This window comes from Advenella sp. FME57, assembly GCF_014897675.1.
In the GTDB taxonomy this organism is placed as follows: domain Bacteria; phylum Pseudomonadota; class Gammaproteobacteria; order Burkholderiales; family Burkholderiaceae_B; genus Advenella.
This window is the reverse complement of record NZ_JABUXU010000004.1, coordinates 106,839-125,796: the sequence shown is the minus strand read 5'-3', so window position 1 is coordinate 125,796 and position 18,958 is coordinate 106,839. Positions and strand designations below refer to the sequence as shown.

Genomic DNA, 18,958 nt, shown 5'->3' with positions numbered 1-18,958 from the left:
AATCAACCCCCGGTAGTAGTCGAGGCCAGCTTGGAAGACGATGGCTACTTTCCATTGCTCAAACGCGCGCTTAGCCATACCAGCGCTGCGTATCTAAACCAGTGTTCACGATCACACGCCATCGCCGCCGGTCGGCAATAATTTGCGCTGGTGGTCCATCACGTCGTTAAATCCATCCGGCACGGGCTTGAAGATTTTCCCAGGTGAACGATGGCTACTTTGGAATTGACGCAAGGCTCGCACGTCAATATCACCAATCACACAGTAGTCAGTAACACCTCCTTTGACCCGTAGTACATCACGTTTCCAACTATCCTTGTAGGGTGCGCGAATGCGACTGTCTCCGTACTGTCTGTCATTGCATTGAATAATGTAAGCATGGATATCCAAAGCGGCGGACACAAGCAGTGCATTGAAGGTTTCAGTATCTGGGTTCCATTCCAGCACAAACAACGCATCCACCTTACCCCGCAGATCAGCGCGATAGCGGATGTTAGTCAATTCGCTGCAGATCAACATGGCAAACCGAAAGTCACCGTGCTGAATGATAGGCGGTGTTTTCCATACCTTGTCCGGCTTGACTTCCAACCGGGCCAAACGCTGCAATTCCTGCTCTTCATGCAGCGCGGGCCGCTGTTTGTCCTGACGATAGATCATTCGCGATGGAAAACCCAGACCATCGTGAGATAACGCCGCCCAGACCTGATTGCGGACCCTCGACTTGCTGGCGTGCAAATATTCAATGCCGGTAATCAGCGAAATGCCTCGACCTTGCAGCTTGCGAGCGATACGGATGAACCAGTGCGCGGGCAGAGCCAGCTCCGGCAAGATCAGGTAACGGCTATCCCTGGGCTGGGCGATTACGCCATCCAGTAAACGGCACAGGCGAACATAACGTTCGACATCGGGATCAGGCATGCGCATCACACTGGCCGTCCAGCTTTCCAGGTTTGTTTGCCAACTGGACACAGCAATGCCGTATTTGCGGGGACCGGCACCGTCTGGTATTTGCAATACGTTGTTTTTATCGAAGTGAGGTGCTTTCTCACCCAGTTCAAAGCCTCTCACAGACAAGACTACAGCCTGCATGCTGCCCTGTACCGCTTCTGAATATGCATGACGATTCAGGATGAACAGCTCGGGTAGGTTGAAAGGCCGAGTAGCGAACGGCAGTCCTTGCGGCAAATATTCAAAGCCAATCCATTGGGCGAGTGTCTGCGCGCCCACGAGTACGGAGTCCGGCAACAACTCTGCAGCATTGTCGAAACCTACAACGGTTTTTTTGGCTGAAATACCGCGCTGCGCCACCATTTCCTTTGGTAGGCCGATGAAGCGGAACGGCATATGGGCAAGGTCAAACGAGAATAGGCGGGCCTGCTGTTTTTGAAAGCTTTTGGCGTATAGCGGCCCAAACAAGAGGACATCAGAGTCGAAGTCCAGATGACAGTCAGCCATATAGGTTTGCCATGCTTGCTTGCCTGTTTTGGACAAGTTGGGAGGGAAAGCGGCGGTGATGCTTTCCCGGATGCTGGTAAAGAGCTGTGTTTTCCAGCGACCCAGCATCTCCGTGGCATTCGGCTTATCCTCCCTTTCTGGCCACGCTTTAATCTGGATATCACATTGCGCCTGCACCTGCTGGCAAAGTCTTTGCATCGCTTCGACGATCCGGCGCAGATCAGCAAAGTCTTCACAGGCCGTAGCCAAACGGATGACACGGGGCAAATAAACAGCCAGGTCGAAAAACTGCGGTAACACTAGTACATGTTGGATGAAGGCACGGAAGAAAGCACGACGATGCGCGGTCCAGGCTTCTGGCAACAGATCGCGTTCATAGGCTTCGAAGTCACGCAATTTGATCGCGAAACTAGCACGACGCATGGTCAGCGCATCGGCTTTGCGCAGGTTGTCGGCGGCTTCGCCGTCGCTTTGCGTTGCGGCCAACAGGTCGGTCCCAACATGTGAGGCTGACCGAGGCAGCCTTGGCATGGCACGCCATTCGCTGGCACGTTCGTGAATTTGGTGTGCAATTGCATCCACCAAGGTCTTGCCCGGTTCCCCCGCCAAAATGAACACCTTGTTTTTGCCATTGGCGAAATGCACCTGGCTTTTGCCCTCACCTTCGCTGAGGTAAGCCGGCTTGAAGCCAACTAGCTTCTGGCCTTGATCCACCCAGCCCAGCGTCCCATTCGACCGGTCAAACAGCCATTCCCACAGCACGACCGTCGACCTAAAATCTGCGCCGTTCTCCATGACCAGCAGAATGTCATCAACGTAGCGCCCGTAATAAATGGGTGCTACCTGTTGCTCGATACAACGATCCAGTTCGATCAGCGCTATGTTGGCCACAATGGCCGATGCTGGCAGCCCGACGGGTAAACCTTTCTTCAGCGGTGTTGCCGCTGCCCATGCCTGCAAGGCGCGAATGAACAAACGATGGAGTTTGGTCTGGAATGCCGTCAGCTCCAGTTTCAGCAGACCGTTAACAAAGGCCGGGTTCAGCATGAAACCCGGATTCAGTTCGTGATAGAACGAACTGACATCGGCAGTCAACGCGACAATCTTTTTTTCTGCATCGAGCGCGGTCTGCATGGCAGTAATGCCTTTGTCACGCCAGTCGCGAAATGGTTTCAGATAAGACTTGAATGATCCGAGCGATAGCTTGTTGATGCCTTTTCCATTTTGCGTGCGGCGCAAGCGATTGCCGTAGGCGCACTCACTTAACTTGTCATCGAACAACTGCCCAACTTCCAGCATCCACAAGGTGGACAGCACATGAAAGTCCAGACTGCATCGGGCCATGACCCGGAATTCGGCCTTTGGCTTTTCTGACAGCCCGTTGTCGCTCAAGGCTTTTAGTGTGTGGTCCCATGCGTCGATGGGTGATGAAAAAATAAGGCTACTGCCATTGTCTTTTTTGTGCTTCGCCCAGCAGCCCATCTCGACGGACTTTGTCACCAGCATCCAAGTGCCGATGAATTCAGGTGACGTCACCCAAACTTCATCCTCGCCATTGATTTTTTCCTGCAACAATGAAAGGTTGGAATACAAATTTTCTTCATAACTCGCAATTGCATCCAAAGAGGCATGGGACGAGTAGTAAAGATCAACTTTCGCTTTGCGATAGGCAAGGCCCAGATATTGTAGGTTGGTCATGTAGTCATCTCATTACTGGGTTGAATCTTCTGTGGGCACATCCCAATCCCTCAGACGTGCCTCACCCGTCTGGTAGAACTGTTTGACCAACTTGATGTACTCCAGGAAATCGCGATTTTCCGTGGCCAACCGGTTGGCCATGTCCCAATCGATTTCGTCGCGTTCACGCGCTGGAATCAGCACTTGGCTGTCAGCGGGATTATCTACATCCAGCTTGATGAAACCAATGCCATGGGCCGCGAATAGCATTCGCAATTCTTTCAGTGTCTCTTGCCCACTGATTTCCGCTGCGACCAAATAGCCAAAGTTACTCCACGACGAATTCGATACAGCCTGAAAGAAACACTCGCGGACGTTCGAGCGGTTGATCAACAGCTTGACCTCGAACGACCAGAGTTTGGTACGTTTATCGGAATACTGCTTGACGCAGTCTCGCACCTCGCGGTGCCAGTCCGCGCCCAGATCGTCCATGCCGACCATGTCGGGGTACAGCCATCGATTTCCATTCGGTCCGCGCTTGTTCGATGATCGCTTCTCGTCGATGCGTTTGGAAAAGACGTCGAACTCTTCCCATAGGTACTGTGAGAGTAACGGGTACAACCCATGTTCATTGAGCACTGAGGTGCTGACATCTGCTGCTGCCCCCTTGTGCTCTGCCGCGTCCACCTCGGCACTGTCTGATTTCTCCGAGTAGTAATACTTACGCGGCCGCCCTTCGGTGGTTTTCAACGCTGGATTCTTCGTTTGCATGCCGGGCCGGTGCGAACTGATTTCCGCAACAAGCTGCTGCACCAGATCCGCATCCGACTTGATGTAGTTGCCTCGGCTATTAGCGCGTTTTTCCTGACATTCCACGGGGAAGGTGGCGAACACCCACTCGGCGATCTGCCTCGCAGTAAATTTTTCCTCAGGCCGCGCCCGCAAATAGTCTAGTACCGCTTTTGAGAGATTGAGCGCCACGTTATTTCTCCAATTATTTCCTGTCATGATGTCATTTGTGAAGACTCAAATTGACATGCATGACATCGATTTTTACCCTACTCCCGATTCCATTCAAAACCATCGTTAATCGAAGCCTAATCTTGATTGCTGTACTGTTCTCGGCGGCAATCCTTGAGGAACGATGTTTTCTCTGCGTAACCAAGCCAGCCACTGGCTAAGCTCGGTTGGGGTGAAGCGTGCTTTCCGCTCATGCCAGTTTTCGCGAACATCGAAGATGATCTGCTCATCCGTCGGTTGAGCGCCATCAATCAGAAAATCGTTCCAGACTGCGAACAGCGTGGCAATGATCTCGACTTCCTCAGTCGTTTTGTCTGCCAGGGCATAGATCAAACGGTCAAATTCAGACTTCTGACTAGGCGACATCAGAGCTTCAGCTTGCGCCGCAGGCTCCGACAACGCTGACAAGCAACGATACTCTGTCTTTTTCTTGCCATTGGCCAAGGTCTTTTCATTGACCTCGAACCAGCGTTTGCCCCGACCGTACCTCTCGAAATCATAAATCCAGGTATCCAGTGGTCCGGCAGCTTCACGCTCAGGTTTCAGATCCAACTCCAACCCAATGTGCGCTTGCGCTAGGTACATCACCTTGGCGGCAGCAGTTCGACCGAAGTATCGAGCGTTAGCTAGTTTGGTTAACGCATAGCAGCCGATACTGGCACGGTAAGTAGCTAGATCAATGACTTGGGCAGGCGAAAGCGATTCTTGCCGGTGTTTTTCCTTTACGAGGCCTTTTGATTGTTCATGAATCAGAACATTCAATAATTCGGCCTGCTTGCTGGTTGCAGCATCGATCTGCTGATCCAGTGATTCGCATAAGACCATTAGTTCTTTAATTTTTGCAACGATTCGGCTTTGCTCAGAAACTGGCGGCAAAGGAACCGGGAGTTTTTGAAGTTGAGTCTTGTTAATGGATGCAAGATTTGTCGTCTGCTTCGATGCAGCGGCGAAATATGCACGAGCAGGCCCAGAGTTCAAATATTTCTCAAGCCAAACCTCAGATTGAGATGTGATATAACGCCTTGCTCGGAAAACATGGTTCTGATGCACACAAACAGAAATCTCGCCTCGCCAGATACAAGTACGTCCCACCTTGTCCCAATCACCACCCTCAGTAATCAGCAAATCATCCGTGACCAGAGAATACTTTTCCAATTCGCTCCTCGGAATGACTATGTCTTTGATGACAGACAAGTCGAGGTAGCTGCGTTGCACGTTAGCAACCCGCAGATAAGGAATGTTGACGATTTCTCGGCCAACCAAGTTTCTACCTTTTGTTACGCCGCTACCAATGTTCACAATTGCATCAAACCTTACCCATATCCAGCCCTTCGGCAAAGGATAAGGCTTTTCTTCTTCCGTTACCGGCGGCAATGGCTTAGGCGTCTTGATCTTGCCTTCCTTCACCAACCGCTGTTTCTCGGCCTCGATCTCCATGAGCAGTTCGCTGGCTGGCTGATCATCCGGGTTTTGTGAAACAAGCTTGCCCATGACGGCCAGTTGCAGGATAGCTTTGCGCAGTTCGGCGACGTTTTCCTTGACGGTGTAGAGCTCCCCGAAGTTTTCAGCGAGGAAGGCCTGGGCGCGCTGCTGCTGCTCAGGTTCGGCTATATTCAGCAATTGCTTGATCACGGTTCTATGGACAGTCAAGCGCGCGCGCTGATGGGTAGTTCGAAGTTCTTCCAGTGCATCACAACGCGCCATCAATTCGTCGATTTTGGCGACAATGCGTTGTTGCTCTGAAGAAGGAGGGAGGGGGATTAAAAGATCACCAATAGATTCTGAATTTAAAGTTTTCCCCTTAATTGCCTTTTTTGATTTTCCAGAATTCGACACTGGGTATAACACCCAAAAAAGCCATAATTTGAGCCTCTGCTCCAAGCCAACAAAAGAAATAATTGCTTCATTGTGATATGCATCAATCTCTGTAATCGCTGTCTTTCCGATAGAAAGTTTGAAGCTCATCAACAGTGAGCCCGCGGGTGTAGGCGTATGTTTAAAAACATTGGAAACAGCTTCAGGTGATACGGTTTTAGCTGTTTTGGTAAGATAACCACGAATAGGTAGGTCTGAAATCGAAATCCAAGGAAAACCACCGTTACTCATCCAATACATTGGATTCTTTGATGGAGGGGTTTTCCCATATTTATAGCTTGCCAGAGTACCTAGCCTTACCCATTCCCACCCCTGCGGCAATGCATAAAGCTTTTCCTCTTCCGTTACTGGCGGCAAGGAATTAAGCTTCCTGATCTTGCCTTCCTGCACCAGCCGCAGCTTCTCTACCGCGATTTCTTTCAGCAGTTCGCTCGCAGGCGTATCGTTCGGATCTTGCTGCACCAGCTTGCCCTGCATGGCCAGTGTCAGGATCAGTTCGCGAAGTTTCTTGATACCATCGGGCGCGGCGAAGGCGGTGTCGAAATGCTTTTCCAGCAGTTCGGCGGTGTGCTTATTCATGCTCGCCCCCCAGTTCGCGCTCGATCTGTTCGATGCTGGGCAGGCTGGTTTGCAGTTCTTCAGGCAGGGATTCGATCAATTGGTATTCCGCCACGCCGATGGGTTGAGTCTTGTCACGCAATGCGTATTCAGCCACCACAGTGTTTTTGCTCTTGCACAGCAACAGGCCGATGGTGGGGTTGTCCTGCTGTGCTTTGACCTGCATGTCCACAGCGGTGAGGTAGAAACTCAATTGGCCGAGATGCTCCGGTTTGAACTTCTCAGCTTTCAACTCGATCACTACGTAGCAACGCAGCTTCAGGTGGTAGAACAACAGATCGATAAAAAAATCTTCACCGCCAACCTCCAAATGAACTTGGCGACCAACGAAGGCAAAGCCCGCGCCCAATTCCAAGAGGAACTGGGTAATGTGTTTGACCAGCGCCGCTTCGATTTCCCGCTCGTTGGCTTCCTGCCCGACATCCAGGAAGTCGAACAAGTAGGGATCCTTGAGGGATTGCCGGGCCAGATCGGTCCCCGGCGCGGGGAGACGGTCGGCGAAGTTGGTGATCGCCTGGCCTTCTCGTTCCAGCAGGCGGGATTCGATATGGATTTCCAGCGTGGCGCGTGACCAGCCCTGTTCCACGGCGCGCTGGGCGTAAGCCAGGCGTTGTTCTGGCTGCTTCAGTCTGGCCAGCAACACCAAGTTGTGACCCCAGGGCAATTGTCCAACAACCTGTTGGACAATTGCCGCATCCGGCCAGGCGTCGGCGAACGCACGCATATACATCAGGTTCGCGCGGGAAAAACCCTTCATTTCGGGAAAGGCCGTTCTGAGGTCATGGGCCAACCGCTCAATGACCTTGGCCCCCCAGCCTTGTTCAGCCTGCCGTTGCAGGATGTCACGACCAATCTGCCAGTAGAGCAGTACCAGTTCTCGATTGACAGCCAATGCAGCCCGTTGTTGAGCACTATGAATGCGGTTCTTCAGCTCGCCCAGCCAGTTGGCATAGCCTTCCGGGGCAGGAACGAGGGATATGGGCTTGTCGGTCACACTGCCCTCCCACTGGTGGCCTTGAGCGCGGCCAGCAGTTCGGTTTTCAGCGCCTGCTGGGCAGCGTGCAACTGGCGGGTGATGTCCTGATATTCGGCCATCAGTTCGTCCGGATCACCCAGTTCGATAGTCACCTCGTGCGGGTTCTTGCTGTCCAGGTTGTAGTTACGAGCGGCAAGATCCTTGGCCGAAATTTTCCATGCATGCTCAGTAGTCTTGCGTCCCTTGCGTTGCGGACCGCCCCACCAGGCTTTCTCGCGGTCGAATTCCCCAACGGTCAATGGCTTGGAGCGGGAATAGCTCTTGTAGCCTTCCGGGTAGGGATGCTCGAAGAACCATACATCCTTTGTGGGACCACCCTTCTCAAAGAACAAAATATTAGTGGCGATGCTGGTGTAAGGAGCGAACACGCCTTTAGGCAGACGCAAGATGGTATGCAGGTTGAACTCTTCCAGCAGTTCGCGCTTGAGTGTGGTCTTCACACCCTCGCCAAACAGGAAGCCGTCTGGCAGCACAACAGCGGCACGGCCCGTGTCATGCTTGAGCAGGTGCATAATCAACGCCATGAACAGGTCGGCGGTTTCGCGGGTCTGGTGCCTGGCGAGAAAATTCTTCTCGATGCCATCCTCTTCCATTCCGCCAAACGGCGGGTTGGTGATGATGATATCCACCCTGTCGCGCGGGCCGTAGTCCTTGAAGGGGCGAGCCAGCGTGTTGTCGTGGCGGATACGGCTGGGCACGTCGATGCCATGCAGCATCATGTTGGTCAAGGCAAGCATGTGCGGCAGAGGTTTCTTTTCTACTCCATAGATATTCTCCTGCAGCAGCCGGTTGTCTTCCGGCGTCTTGACCTGCTTCTTAAGCTGCTCAATGGCGCAAGTCAGGAAGCCGCCCGTGCCGCAGGCTGGATCAAGGATGCTCTCACCGAGTTTTGGGTCGAGAATATCGACCATAAATTTCGTGACTGCGCGTGGAGTGTAGTACTCACCAGCGTTGCCCGCCGATTGCAGATCGGCAAGGATTTTTTCGTAGATATCATTGAACAGGTGACGATCACTGGACGAGTTGAAATCCACGTTCTCTTCAATAGTGTTGATCACCTGGCGCAGCAGCGTGCCGGACTTCATGTAGTTGTAGGCATCCTCGAACACCGAGCCGATCACTCGGGCTTGCTCAGATACGCCCGCCTTTGTGGCAAGTTGCTTCAAAGAAGGAAAGAGATCGTTGTTGACGAAGTCGATCAGCTCGTCGCCTGTCGTGCCTTCAGGATTTTTGGCCCAGTTGCTCCAGCGAAAGCGGCTTTGCAGCGGCGAGCGGTAGCTGGACTGGGTCAGTTCCCATTCCTGTTCCTTGTCGTCGAAGATTTTCAAGAACAGCAGCCAGCAAATCTGGCTGATACGCTGTGCATCGCCGTCGACGCCGACATCCTTGCGCATGATGTCCTGGATGGACTTGATAAGAGTTGTTAGTGACATGGATACTTCCTGGGTTTAATTTTTGTCAAGCGCGATAGAGCTCTTGTTCGAGCTCGCTGACGGCCTGTTGATATTGAGTCTTGCCACCAAAGGCACGGACCAGTTCGATCGGAGTGCCCAGGCGGCTGAAGGGAGCAATAGCGAGGATTTGCGTTTCCTCGATGGCGGCCACACCTTCGTCGGCATACTTGTCGAGCAGGGCTTCAAGCACCTTCTGCGCTTGCTCTCCGTACTTGGCAAAATAGTGCCGTTTCTTAACCTGTTCGGCCCGCTCCTTGCGCGTGAGCGGGGGTTGATCCCAGGCCACATGACATAGTAAATCGAAGGGATCGAAATCCTTGCCGGACTCCTTGTCCACCTCGTCAGCTAATGCCTCGAAAAAGATCCCTTGATGGGCTAGTTCGTCGATGATGGCCTGCTTCTTCTCGGCCTTGCTCCAATGGCGCAGGAAATCGTCGAGCGACGCGAACTCCTTGGCCACTGTGTTGCGGGTGTAGTCCTTCAGGGACTCGGTTATCAGCTTGCCATTGACATCGAAGTACTGCACCCGTTCGGCCACCACCTTGACCTCGACATTGGCGACAACGTAACGACGTACGCTACTGCCTTCCTCACCCGGCAACGGCTCGGCTACGCCTCCTGGAGGCCTGGAACCGTCATCCGGCGTTGAGTAGGTGCCGTCATCGTCAAGTGCCCCTTCCCCGCCCTCTTCTTCTGGTGGAAGCGGTGGCTCATCGGGACCAGGCTCATAAATCTGCACGGGATCCCCATCAAAAGCCGGGTCGGCAAACAGCTCGGTCGCTTTCTTGAAATCAAGGATAGTGAACCAATACTTGTTGAAATCCTCATTGATACGTGTCCCCCGTCCGATGATCTGCTTGAACTCAGTCATGGATTGAATACGCTGGTCCAACACGATGAGTTTGCAGGTCTGGGCATCGATGCCTGTAGTCATCAACTTGGAGGTAGTCGCGATGACAGGATACTTGCTTTCCGGGAAGATGAAGTTATCCAGCTCCATCTTGCCTTCTTCATTGTCTCCGGTAATACGTACGACATAGCGGTGGTTCTGCACCACCAGGTCAGCATTTTCATTGACCAAGGCCTGGCGCATGCGTTCGGCATGGTCAATGTTGTCGCAGAATACGATGGTCTTGTCGAAGCGGTTGCTGGCTTTCAAGTATTCGCTGATCTTGCGCGCGACTAGTTGCGTACGTTGTTCCAGCACCATGGTGCGGTCGAAATCACGTTGATTGTAGATTCGATCTTCGATCTCGCTGCCATTCTTGTCTAGCATGCCCTTGTCCGGACGCCAACCGGTCAGATCCTTGTCAAGATCAATGCGCACCACCTTGTAGGGCGCGAGAAAGCCATCATCGATGCCCTGGCGTAGCGAATATGTGTAAATGGGTTCGCCAAAATAGTCGATATTGGAAACCTCCTTCGTTTCCTTGGGTGTCGCGGTTAGGCCGATTTGCGTGGCGGAATGGAAATAATCCAAAATCTCGCGCCAGGCAGAGTCCGCTGCGGCGCTGCCGCGATGACATTCGTCAATAACGATCAGGTCGAAGAATTCAGGGCTGAACTGTTTGTATATGTTCCGTTCTTCTTCTGAACCGGTGACAGCTTGATAGAGCGACAAGTAAATCTCATACGACTTATTGGCCTGCCGCTTCTGGATCTTGGTCATCGCCGCGCCGAACGGCTTGAAGTCGTTGGTCATGGTTTGATCGACCAAGATGTTGCGGTCAGCCAGGAACAGAATGCGTTTCTTGGCACGCGACTTCCACAAACGCCAGATAATCTGGAAGGCGGTATAGGTTTTGCCCGTGCCTGTGGCCATTACCAGCAGGATTCGTTTCTGCTCCTTGGCAATCGCCTCGATGGTGTTGTTGATGGCGAGCAACTGGTAATAGCGAGGCGTCTTATTGCTGCCGTCGCTATAGTAGTCCTGCGCAACCAAGGCCTGTTGCTGCGTACTCAGCCCCTGATGCTCTGCCCACCATTGCCATAGCGTATCAACGCAAGGGAACTCATCCAGGCTCAATTCGCGCTCGATGACACCGTCCTTGGCGATCTTGTTGTGGAACAGGAAGCCATCGCCATTACTGCTGAACACGAAAGGCACCTGCAGCATTTCGGCATAACCCAGGGCCTGTTGCATGCCCGAGCCGATAGTATGCTTGTTGTCTTTGGCCTCGATGACGGCGATGGGCAGATTGGGTTTGTAAAATAGCACATAGTCGGCGCGCTTGTGCTGGCCACGCGTATGCAGTTTGCCGCGCACGATGATACGCCCCTTGGTCAGCAGAAACTCTTCGCGTACTTGAGTCAAAACGTCCCATCCGGCCTTTTCCAGAGCGGGCGTGATGAACTTGGTGCAAATATCACGTTCGCTGAATGTCAGCTTATCCATAGGATCTAATTCCTTCCATGCTAGCCTGCTGTCGTTCAACGCTTGACCGTGTTGCCCTCGCAGCGATGTTATTCTCTGCATCCATGACACTCAATCCAGCACGACCAGAAATTCGGTCGCCAGCGCGGTCGGCTGAACATCCCGGACATTGCGATGTAGTGAAACCAATCCGTAATCCGCCATCATCCGTAGGGGGCGCGATAAGTTCGGCACCTTGCGCCCGCTGAGTTCAGCCAGCTCTGTCAGAGATTTGGGTTGCTTGTCATGAATTAGGCGCAGCAGGCGGCGATTATCATCCGACAACACCGCTGCCAGTGATGCCAATGAAGGAAACCAAATACTGGGGGTTTCGCTTGCCTGCCCCGGCGAGCCCTCTGGCTGTCGGATACCAACAATGCAGCGCTTCATAATCGGGAAATCCAATGATACGTTAACTTACAATTATATCAGTGTCTGATAATCATCGACGATCACAATTGCCTGCCGCCAAGGAAAAAAACAAGAGGATGGTACTCAAGGAACAACGGCCCTCTCCCAAAAAGAGAAGAGCATCCTACGCTAGGACGGGCTCATACCACTCAATGGTTTTTCTCATAAGTGTCGCCTCACTTCCCAATACAAAAATTCGAAAATATCTCGCCCAGCAAATCATCGCTGGAAAACTGGCCGGTAATACTCCACAGCGACTCGTGTGCAAGCCGCAATTCTTCGGCAAAAAGGTCCAGCACGCGATCATTTTGCGCAGCGTGTTCCTTGGCATTAAGCAAATGTTGCGCTGCTTTTTGCAATGCTTCCAGATGCCGTTCGCGCGCCAGCCAGGGTGATTCGGCGCCGGGGTTCCAGCCCGCAATCTGCAGCAGTTTGCTGCGCAGCACATCCAGGCCGGTTTCATGAACCGCAGAGATCAGAATGCGCGAGACCTCGTGTGTACTGGCTGTATTGCCATTTGCCGGGGGTCTCGCAATTAGTGCCTTCAGGGCTGCCTCATCGAGCAGATCGATTTTATTGAATACTTCCAGTACCGGCGTGCGTTGCGGCAGCCGACGTGTAATACCGACATCCAGCTCGTCGTTTGGCGTACGCGCGTCCTGCAAGTGAATAATCACATTTGCCTTGGCAATTTCCGCCCAGCTGCGCGCGATGCCAATACTTTCCACGGTATCGTCAGTGTCGCGCAGGCCTGCTGTATCCACGATATGAATGGGCACGCCTTCAATGTGGATCTGCTGCGTGACCTTATCGCGCGTGGTGCCGGCAATCGGAGTGACAATTGCAATATCGTCACCTGCCAGGGCATTAAGCAGACTGGATTTACCGACATTGGGCTGGCCCGCCAGCACAACGTGCAAGCCTTCGCGCAGAATCAAGCCCTGACGCGCCTGACGCACCAGTTCTGCCATGTCGCCGAGAATCCCGCCCAGCGTTTCGCGCGCCTGGTATTTTTCCAGAAATTCGATTTCTTCTTCGGGAAAGTCCAGCGTGGCCTCTACCAACATGCGCAGATGAATAATTTGATCTGCCAGATTGTTCACTTGTGCAGAAAAAGAACCGCTTAAAGAGGCCATGGCGCTGCGCGCGGCTGCTTCTGAGGAAGCGTCGATCAGATCGGCCACGGCTTCGGCCTGTGCCAGATCCAGCCGGTTGTTCAGAAAAGCGCGCTGAGTAAATTCACCGGGCTCGGCGTGCCGCATGCGTAATGGTACGCCTACCTGCAGACAACGATCGAGTATTCTTTTCAATACCGCCGGACCGCCGTGCCCCTGCAATTCCAGCACATCTTCGCCGGTGTACGAATGCGGCGCGCGAAAGTAGATGGCGATGCCTTCGTCAATGGACTCGCCCTTGCTGTCGCAAAATGGCAGAAAATAGGCATGGCGCGCCGCCAGTTCCCGCCCAAACAGCTGTGAGATCAGACCGGTTAGATCGGGTCCCGAAATACGGATGACGCCTATACCGCCGCGCCCCGGCGCGGTTGCGATAGCTGCAATAGGATCGTTGGCAGGTGCGGACATAGGCGAAACATCAGTGAAGTTAGCCTATTATATCGGTTATTTCAGGACTGATCCGCAAACTTGAAGGCCGTAGCGGCTCTCGTGCAGCGCCGCAAGCTGCGCAAATCAAGCCACTTGTGCCCAGGAGGTCCAGCCCCGGTTCCCATTTGAGTTATATCCAAACGCAGTGAACTACGCAATCGCTACAGGACAGGCACTGCGAGGCAAGCACACTGGACGACACGGCGCCTCGCCCGATGCGCGGCCATGCTCAGAAATATATTTAAAACATGAAACCATGGACTTTTTTGCAAATGGTGATAGAATTAAATTTCAGCCACTTGCCCGCACATTGTGCGGGCATTTTTTTCGCCTGTATTCGGTTCAGAAACGTGTCGCAGGCTGCAGCGCCTCTCGTGCGCTGTTTAAACCTGTTGTTTACAACATAACTGCAGCATGGATTTTCTGCGGTACCAGAGGGTCGGCACAGCAGGATTTACAACGGCTCATTTGTCATTGCTGCGAATGCTGCAGCGGCGACGCCGCCCATAAGACGCCTTCCCGTAATGCCTCTGTCCCCTTCCTTCCCTTCAAGCGCTTTGATACTACAGGCCAAGCCTACACGCCGACATGTCCCGGCCCGTCGCCGGGATTCAATTTTTTACTTGGCAAACAACTGGCTCATATCCCTGAAGGCCTTGAATTCCAGTGCGTTACCACAGGGGTCAAACAGAAACATGGTGGCCTGTTCACCAACCTGACCTTTGAAGCGAATACCCGGTTCTATCACAAACTTGGTATTGCGCGCTCTCAGGCGCTCCGATAGCGCTTCCCACTGGTTCCACTCAAGCACGACGCCAAAGTGCGGCACAGGCACGTTATGGCCGTCTACGGCGTTGGTATGCGCCTGCTGCTGGCTCGCCGTTTGCGGATGTTCGTGAATCACCAGTTGGTGTCCGTAAAAATCAAAGTCCACCCATTGCTCGCTGGAACGTCCTTCGGCCAGGCCGAACACTTCGCCATAAAAATTGCGGGCAGCCGCCAGATCGTAGACGGGAATGGCTAGATGAAAAGGTGACAGACTCATTGGTTTTCCTGGTTGGTATAAGTGGTATGGGTTTAGCAAAATCCCTACTGACAACGCTTATTGCAAATGCCATTGCCTTGGGGAAGTGCCAGCGTGTCCGGCACGGTAATGATATTTTTTATTGTAGGCCCGACGTTAAAAAAATAAAATCAATATATATTTGTAATATACACAAATATTATTTATACATTGAGAATGCAATGATCCGGGAACTCAAAACATTTATTGCGGTGTCCCGCGAGGGCACGTTTGCCAGCGCCGCGCAAAAAATAGGCCTTACTCAGGCAGCCGTCAGCGCCCAGATGCAGCGCCTGGAGGCTGAGTTGGGATTTGCGCTGTTTGACCGGCAGGGGCGATCGGCAAGGATCAATGCAAAGGGGCAACAGTTGCTTTTGCAGGCGCAGGAATTGATCCAGCTATACAGCAATCTGGGTGCCACGCCTGTCGCTGACGCCAAAGCCATGCATATCAACGTGGGTGCCATCGCAACGCTGCAACGAACTGTCTTGCCCGATGCGCTGGCGAACTTTCACAGCACCCGTCCAGGTTGCCATACCCGCATCATTCCCGGCGTATCCATGGACATGGTGAACCTGGTCGATGCTGGTGACGTAGACATGGCGGCTATTATTCGTCCGCCATTTCATCTGCAAAGCGAATTGCAGTGGCAAACACTGGCACGCGAACCCTTCAGGCTTATTGTTCCTTCTTATGCTGCCGGTAGCGATTGGGCTCAATTGCTGTCTGAGCAGCCATTTATCCGCTACGATCGTACTTCCTTCGGTGGACGGCTGGTTGATCGTTTCCTGCGGCAAATGCATATTGGCCTGCACGAAATCTGCGAATGTGATGAACTTGAAACGATCGTCAAGCTCGTGGCAAACGGTGCAGGCGTCGCCCTGTTTCCGCAAACCGCCGCTTTCACGCGCTGGCCTGCCAAAGTTCGTGCCATTGATTTGGGCGTCCATACCTTCTATCGCGAGACAGGATTGCTTCATCGACAGGAACAAAGCCTGGCCGAACCGGTTCGCCAGCTTATCCAGTTCATCATGAAGTGTGCACCCGGCCAGCAAGTCATGAGCGCGTCCCCGCCCACACCCAAATGATCAATTTGATTGGCCACTAAACCGCCGCAAGCCAATGCCATAGACTCAACACGAACAGCATCAGCACAAGGCAATGTCACGACACTATCCATAAAAGACTATGAATGCCATCGCAGAAATCGTTAACGCTACCGGAATTGACGTTGCCCGGACATTGATAGATGTCGCAGCGCATGCCACTTTGTTGCCCTAAGACCACCTGATGGTCCTGGGCGCGCAAATATTGGCATCGAGCATGAAGCGGATCCAGGCTCGCCCTGGCGCAGCGGACCAAACCTGCGTGGTGGTGTATTCGTTGAACGCATTCATCGGGCATATTCATTTTGCGCACTCGTTGGGCGTAATTACTGGACATATTTACTGAACCAGGCGGATCCGGTTACAGACAGCCGCGTTCATGGCGTGTAAACGACATTATGGATCAGGTCTTATATAAGACTTTTAAATATAAACAGTTTTCCTTCGCATTTTTTCTTTTGAAAACGTACAATGAATGCCTAAAGTATGTCAATTGTCTTCGGAATATGATGCAGCGCTATTTAGCCGGATTTCTGTTCGCACTTGCTGGCGCTTTGCTGGCGAACTGGCTGCATCTGCCCTTGCCGTGGATGATCGGGCCACTGCTTATCACCGCGATAAGCAAGTTGCGCGGCGCACGCACACAATCGCATGTGGCCTTCCGCAGTATGGGCCAGTGGGTGATCGGCACCTCCCTGGGTCTGTATTTCACCGAAGAAGTCCTGCACATTGTTCTGGATAACACAGTTGCTATTGTGCTGGGCATGCTGTTCGCCCTGTTTCTGGGCAGCGCAGGCGCGTTTGTCCTGCGCCGCTGGGCCGATGTGGATTTCAAAACGGCCTGGTTTGCCTCGGCTATCGGTGGCGCCAGCGAAATGGCCAATCTTGCCGAACGCAATAATGCGCGTATAGACAGAGTGGCTTCCGCCCATAGTCTGCGTGTATTGCTCGTCGTGATAACCATTCCATTTGTGTATAAGTTTCTTGGGCTACACGGCCTGACTGTGAACACAACGGCTGCGATCGCGTTTTCCTACAGCGGCTTTTTTCAAATGATCGCCATTACCTGCGCGTTTGGTTTTGCGTTCGGCAAACTGCGTATTCCCAATCCCTGGGTGCTTGGTCCACTGTTTATCATGACTGTGCTGACAAGCAATCATATTGAGCTGTCTGTCATTCCCCCGGAAGTTCAACATGCCGGGCAGATGTTCATCGGCTGGTCGTTGGGTGACAAATTCGGGCCGGATTTTTTCAGGCGCGCACCAAAATACCTGGGCGTGGTGGCGCTGGTCTGCATCGGATCGCTCTGTCTGGCACTGGTTTTTTGCGCCCTGCTGACACTGATTTCCGATATTCCGCTGGCAACGCTGTATCTGGCAAATAGTCCGGGGGGCATCGCAGAAATGACCATTACGGCAAAAGTGCTACAACTGGGTCCACCGGTTGTCACGGCCTTCCATGTATCACGAATGGTATTTGTGCTACTCGTTACCGGGCCGCTATATCGGTTACTTTCGAAAAAATATCAACTCACATGAAAAGCCACGCTCCCGTCCAGCAAGATATCGCCGTCAAATTAATACCATTTATCGTCGGCTGCGCGTTGTTCATGCAAATGCTCGACGCAACTGTGGTGGCTACCGCCCTTCCCATGATGGCCGTGTCGCTGCAGTCCACACCGGTTCGCATGAACGTGGCCATTACCTCCTATTTGCTGGCGGTAGCGGTATTTGTTCCGATCTGCGGCTGGGCTGCCGACCGGTTCGGGGCAAAGCGCCTGTTTCTCTTCGCCATTACCCTATTTGCGCTAACTTCACTGACCTGCGCATTGTCATGGGATCTGACTTCCCTGACGGTGTCCCGGTTTATTCAGGGTATTGCAGGTGCAATGATGGTACCGGTAGGCCGTATTATCATGCTGCGTACGATTCCACGTAACCAGATCCTGAAAGCGACATCATTTCTCTCCATTCCCGCTCTGCTCGGCCCGATTCTTGGCCCGCCTCTGGGCGGCTTTCTGGTGACCTATGCCTCCTGGCACTGGATATTTCTCATCAATATTCCAATCGCCATTATCGGTATTACACTTGTGCTCAGGTATGTGCTTGAGTATCGCAGCGAAAAAAAGCCCCGGCTGGACTGGCTCGGTTTTCTGCTCAGCGGCGTAGGTATGGCGACGTTTGTTATTGGCATCGAAGCCATCGGCAACCACACCCATGGGTATCTGTATCCGCTGTTGCTGCTGACCACCGGGCTAATATGCACACTGCTGTACATACGCCACGCCCGGCGCCACCCAGAACCCATCATAGATCTGTCGCTTCTAAAAATTCCCACTTTTTCGGCTGCGGTGATTGGCGGCAATATGACGCGCCTGTCGGTTGGCGCAATGCCCTTTCTGCTCACCCTTCTGTTCCAGGTCGGTTTTGGCTACTCGGCGCTGGCCAGCGGCATGATCACCTTTTCCATGGCCATAGGATCGCTGATGATGAAATTTATCGCGACAGCGGTATTTGGACGGTGGGGCTTTCGCAAGGTGCTTTTGATAAACGGCACACTTACCGGGTTAATGACAATCACAAATGCATTTTTCATTGAGAGTACGCCGGTGCTGCTTATGGGCACCGTGCTTTTGGTGGGTGGTTTTTTCCGCTCATTGCAATTCACCGGTGTAAATAGCCTTGCCTTCGCAGACATTGAGCCGGAACAGATGAGCCAGGCAAGCTCATTTTCTGCCACCGCGCAGCAGATCGGCATCAGCCTGGGCATGGGTATTGCCACCGTTACGCTGGACCTGAGCATGCAATTTAGAGGCGCCAGCCACGTTTCAATTGACGATATCCATACCGGGTTCTGGGTAATCGGACTGCTGTCCATTGTCGCCGCCTACTGGTTTTATAAACTGGACCCCAAGGCTGGCGAAGGGATTACCGTTCACAAGGAAAGGAAAAACCGGGTCAGGTTCAAACGCCGGCGTAAATCGGTCACGATATCGGATCGCCAATCACAAGCGAAACCAGCACGGACCGGTAACATAAAGCTGTAGACGCAATAGACAAGCGCGTGGGAACAGGTGCCAGGCGTTCAATCAACTAGAACTTCGCTCAGCCCGCCAGTTGGTTTCCTCACTCATCATTGCAGCCCGTTGTTCATTCGTTCGTTCAGGGAACAGGACTGGCAAGCCGTGCGACCATTTCCAGAATATTTCAATTGAAATATTTTAGTA

At 52.9% G+C, this 18,958-nt stretch carries 12 protein-coding genes; 3 read left to right on the top strand and 9 right to left on the bottom strand.

What is annotated here, in order from left to right; all coding sequences use genetic code 11:
• Positions 1–111: 111 nt before the first annotated feature.
• From INT32_RS06545 to INT32_RS06505, 9 genes are all read right to left on the bottom strand, one after another.
• On the bottom strand, positions 112–3,153 hold the full coding sequence (locus INT32_RS06545; RefSeq protein WP_193087926.1) for an RNA-directed DNA polymerase: 3,042 nt from the start codon (positions 3,151–3,153) through the stop codon (positions 112–114).
• Positions 3,154–3,165: 12 nt separating this feature from the next.
• A complete protein-coding gene (locus INT32_RS06540; protein ID WP_193087925.1) occupies positions 3,166–4,113 on the bottom strand; it encodes a COG2958 family protein in 948 nt (315 codons plus the stop codon).
• A 105-nt stretch (positions 4,114–4,218) separates the two neighbouring features.
• Positions 4,219–6,606 carry a restriction endonuclease subunit S gene (locus INT32_RS06535; protein WP_193087924.1) on the bottom strand — a complete coding sequence of 796 codons (2,388 nt, stop codon included), beginning with the start codon at positions 6,604–6,606 and terminating at the stop codon, positions 4,219–4,221.
• A complete protein-coding gene (locus INT32_RS06530; RefSeq protein ID WP_193087923.1) occupies positions 6,599–7,639 on the bottom strand; it encodes a PDDEXK nuclease domain-containing protein in 1,041 nt (346 codons plus the stop codon). The genes INT32_RS06535 and INT32_RS06530 overlap by 8 nt, the downstream gene beginning before the upstream one ends.
• Entirely contained in the window at positions 7,636–9,114 is a 1,479-nt protein-coding gene (locus INT32_RS06525; protein ID WP_193087922.1) for a class I SAM-dependent DNA methyltransferase, read from the bottom strand. Before INT32_RS06525 ends, INT32_RS06530 begins: the two co-directional genes overlap by 4 nt.
• A gap of 25 nt (positions 9,115–9,139) precedes the next feature.
• Positions 9,140–11,530 carry an EcoAI/FtnUII family type I restriction enzme subunit R gene (gene hsdR / locus INT32_RS06520; RefSeq protein WP_193087921.1) on the bottom strand — a complete coding sequence of 797 codons (2,391 nt, stop codon included), beginning with the start codon at positions 11,528–11,530 and terminating at the stop codon, positions 9,140–9,142.
• Positions 11,531–11,620: 90 nt separating this feature from the next.
• A complete protein-coding gene (locus INT32_RS06515; RefSeq protein ID WP_193087920.1) occupies positions 11,621–11,938 on the bottom strand; it encodes a helix-turn-helix domain-containing protein in 318 nt (105 codons plus the stop codon).
• A gap of 197 nt (positions 11,939–12,135) precedes the next feature.
• Positions 12,136–13,542, bottom strand: coding sequence for a tRNA uridine-5-carboxymethylaminomethyl(34) synthesis GTPase MnmE (mnmE, locus tag INT32_RS06510; protein WP_193087919.1), 1,407 nt, complete (start codon positions 13,540–13,542; stop codon positions 12,136–12,138).
• 640 nt (positions 13,543–14,182) lie between these two features.
• Entirely contained in the window at positions 14,183–14,608 is a 426-nt protein-coding gene (locus tag INT32_RS06505; protein ID WP_193087918.1) for a VOC family protein, read from the bottom strand.
• A 200-nt stretch (positions 14,609–14,808) separates the two neighbouring features.
• Between INT32_RS06505 and INT32_RS06500 the strand changes: the two genes are divergently transcribed.
• The 3 genes from INT32_RS06500 (at position 14,809) to INT32_RS06490 (ending at position 18,778) form a co-directional block, all read left to right on the top strand.
• Positions 14,809–15,714 carry a LysR family transcriptional regulator gene (locus tag INT32_RS06500; protein ID WP_193087917.1) on the top strand — a complete coding sequence of 302 codons (906 nt, stop codon included), beginning with the start codon at positions 14,809–14,811 and terminating at the stop codon, positions 15,712–15,714.
• Positions 15,715–16,238: 524 nt separating this feature from the next.
• Positions 16,239–17,270, top strand: a complete 1,032-nt coding sequence (locus INT32_RS06495) for an AbrB family transcriptional regulator (RefSeq protein ID WP_370540185.1) — start codon at positions 16,239–16,241, stop codon at positions 17,268–17,270.
• Positions 17,267–18,778 carry a DHA2 family efflux MFS transporter permease subunit gene (locus INT32_RS06490; protein ID WP_193087916.1) on the top strand — a complete coding sequence of 504 codons (1,512 nt, stop codon included), beginning with the start codon at positions 17,267–17,269 and terminating at the stop codon, positions 18,776–18,778. The genes INT32_RS06495 and INT32_RS06490 overlap by 4 nt, the downstream gene beginning before the upstream one ends.
• Positions 18,779–18,958 lie beyond the last annotated feature (180 nt).

Bases quoted from the DNA above. Each gene is read 5' to 3' on its own strand.
- hsdR (WP_193087921.1), bottom strand. From the start codon at position 11,530: ATGGATAAGCTGACATTCAGCGAACGTGATATTTGCACCAAGTTCATC.
- INT32_RS06500 (WP_193087917.1), top strand. From the start codon at position 14,809: ATGATCCGGGAACTCAAAACATTTATTGCGGTGTCCCGCGAGGGCACG.
- INT32_RS06495 (WP_370540185.1), top strand. From the start codon at position 16,239: ATGATGCAGCGCTATTTAGCCGGATTTCTGTTCGCACTTGCTGGCGCT.
- INT32_RS06545 (WP_193087926.1), bottom strand. From the start codon at position 3,153: ATGACCAACCTACAATATCTGGGCCTTGCCTATCGCAAAGCGAAAGTT.
- INT32_RS06515 (WP_193087920.1), bottom strand. From the start codon at position 11,938: ATGAAGCGCTGCATTGTTGGTATCCGACAGCCAGAGGGCTCGCCGGGG.
- mnmE (WP_193087919.1), bottom strand. From the start codon at position 13,542: ATGTCCGCACCTGCCAACGATCCTATTGCAGCTATCGCAACCGCGCCG.
- INT32_RS06505 (WP_193087918.1), bottom strand. From the start codon at position 14,608: ATGAGTCTGTCACCTTTTCATCTAGCCATTCCCGTCTACGATCTGGCG.
- INT32_RS06535 (WP_193087924.1), bottom strand. From the start codon at position 6,606: ATGAATAAGCACACCGCCGAACTGCTGGAAAAGCATTTCGACACCGCC.
- INT32_RS06525 (WP_193087922.1), bottom strand. From the start codon at position 9,114: ATGTCACTAACAACTCTTATCAAGTCCATCCAGGACATCATGCGCAAG.
- INT32_RS06490 (WP_193087916.1), top strand. From the start codon at position 17,267: ATGAAAAGCCACGCTCCCGTCCAGCAAGATATCGCCGTCAAATTAATA.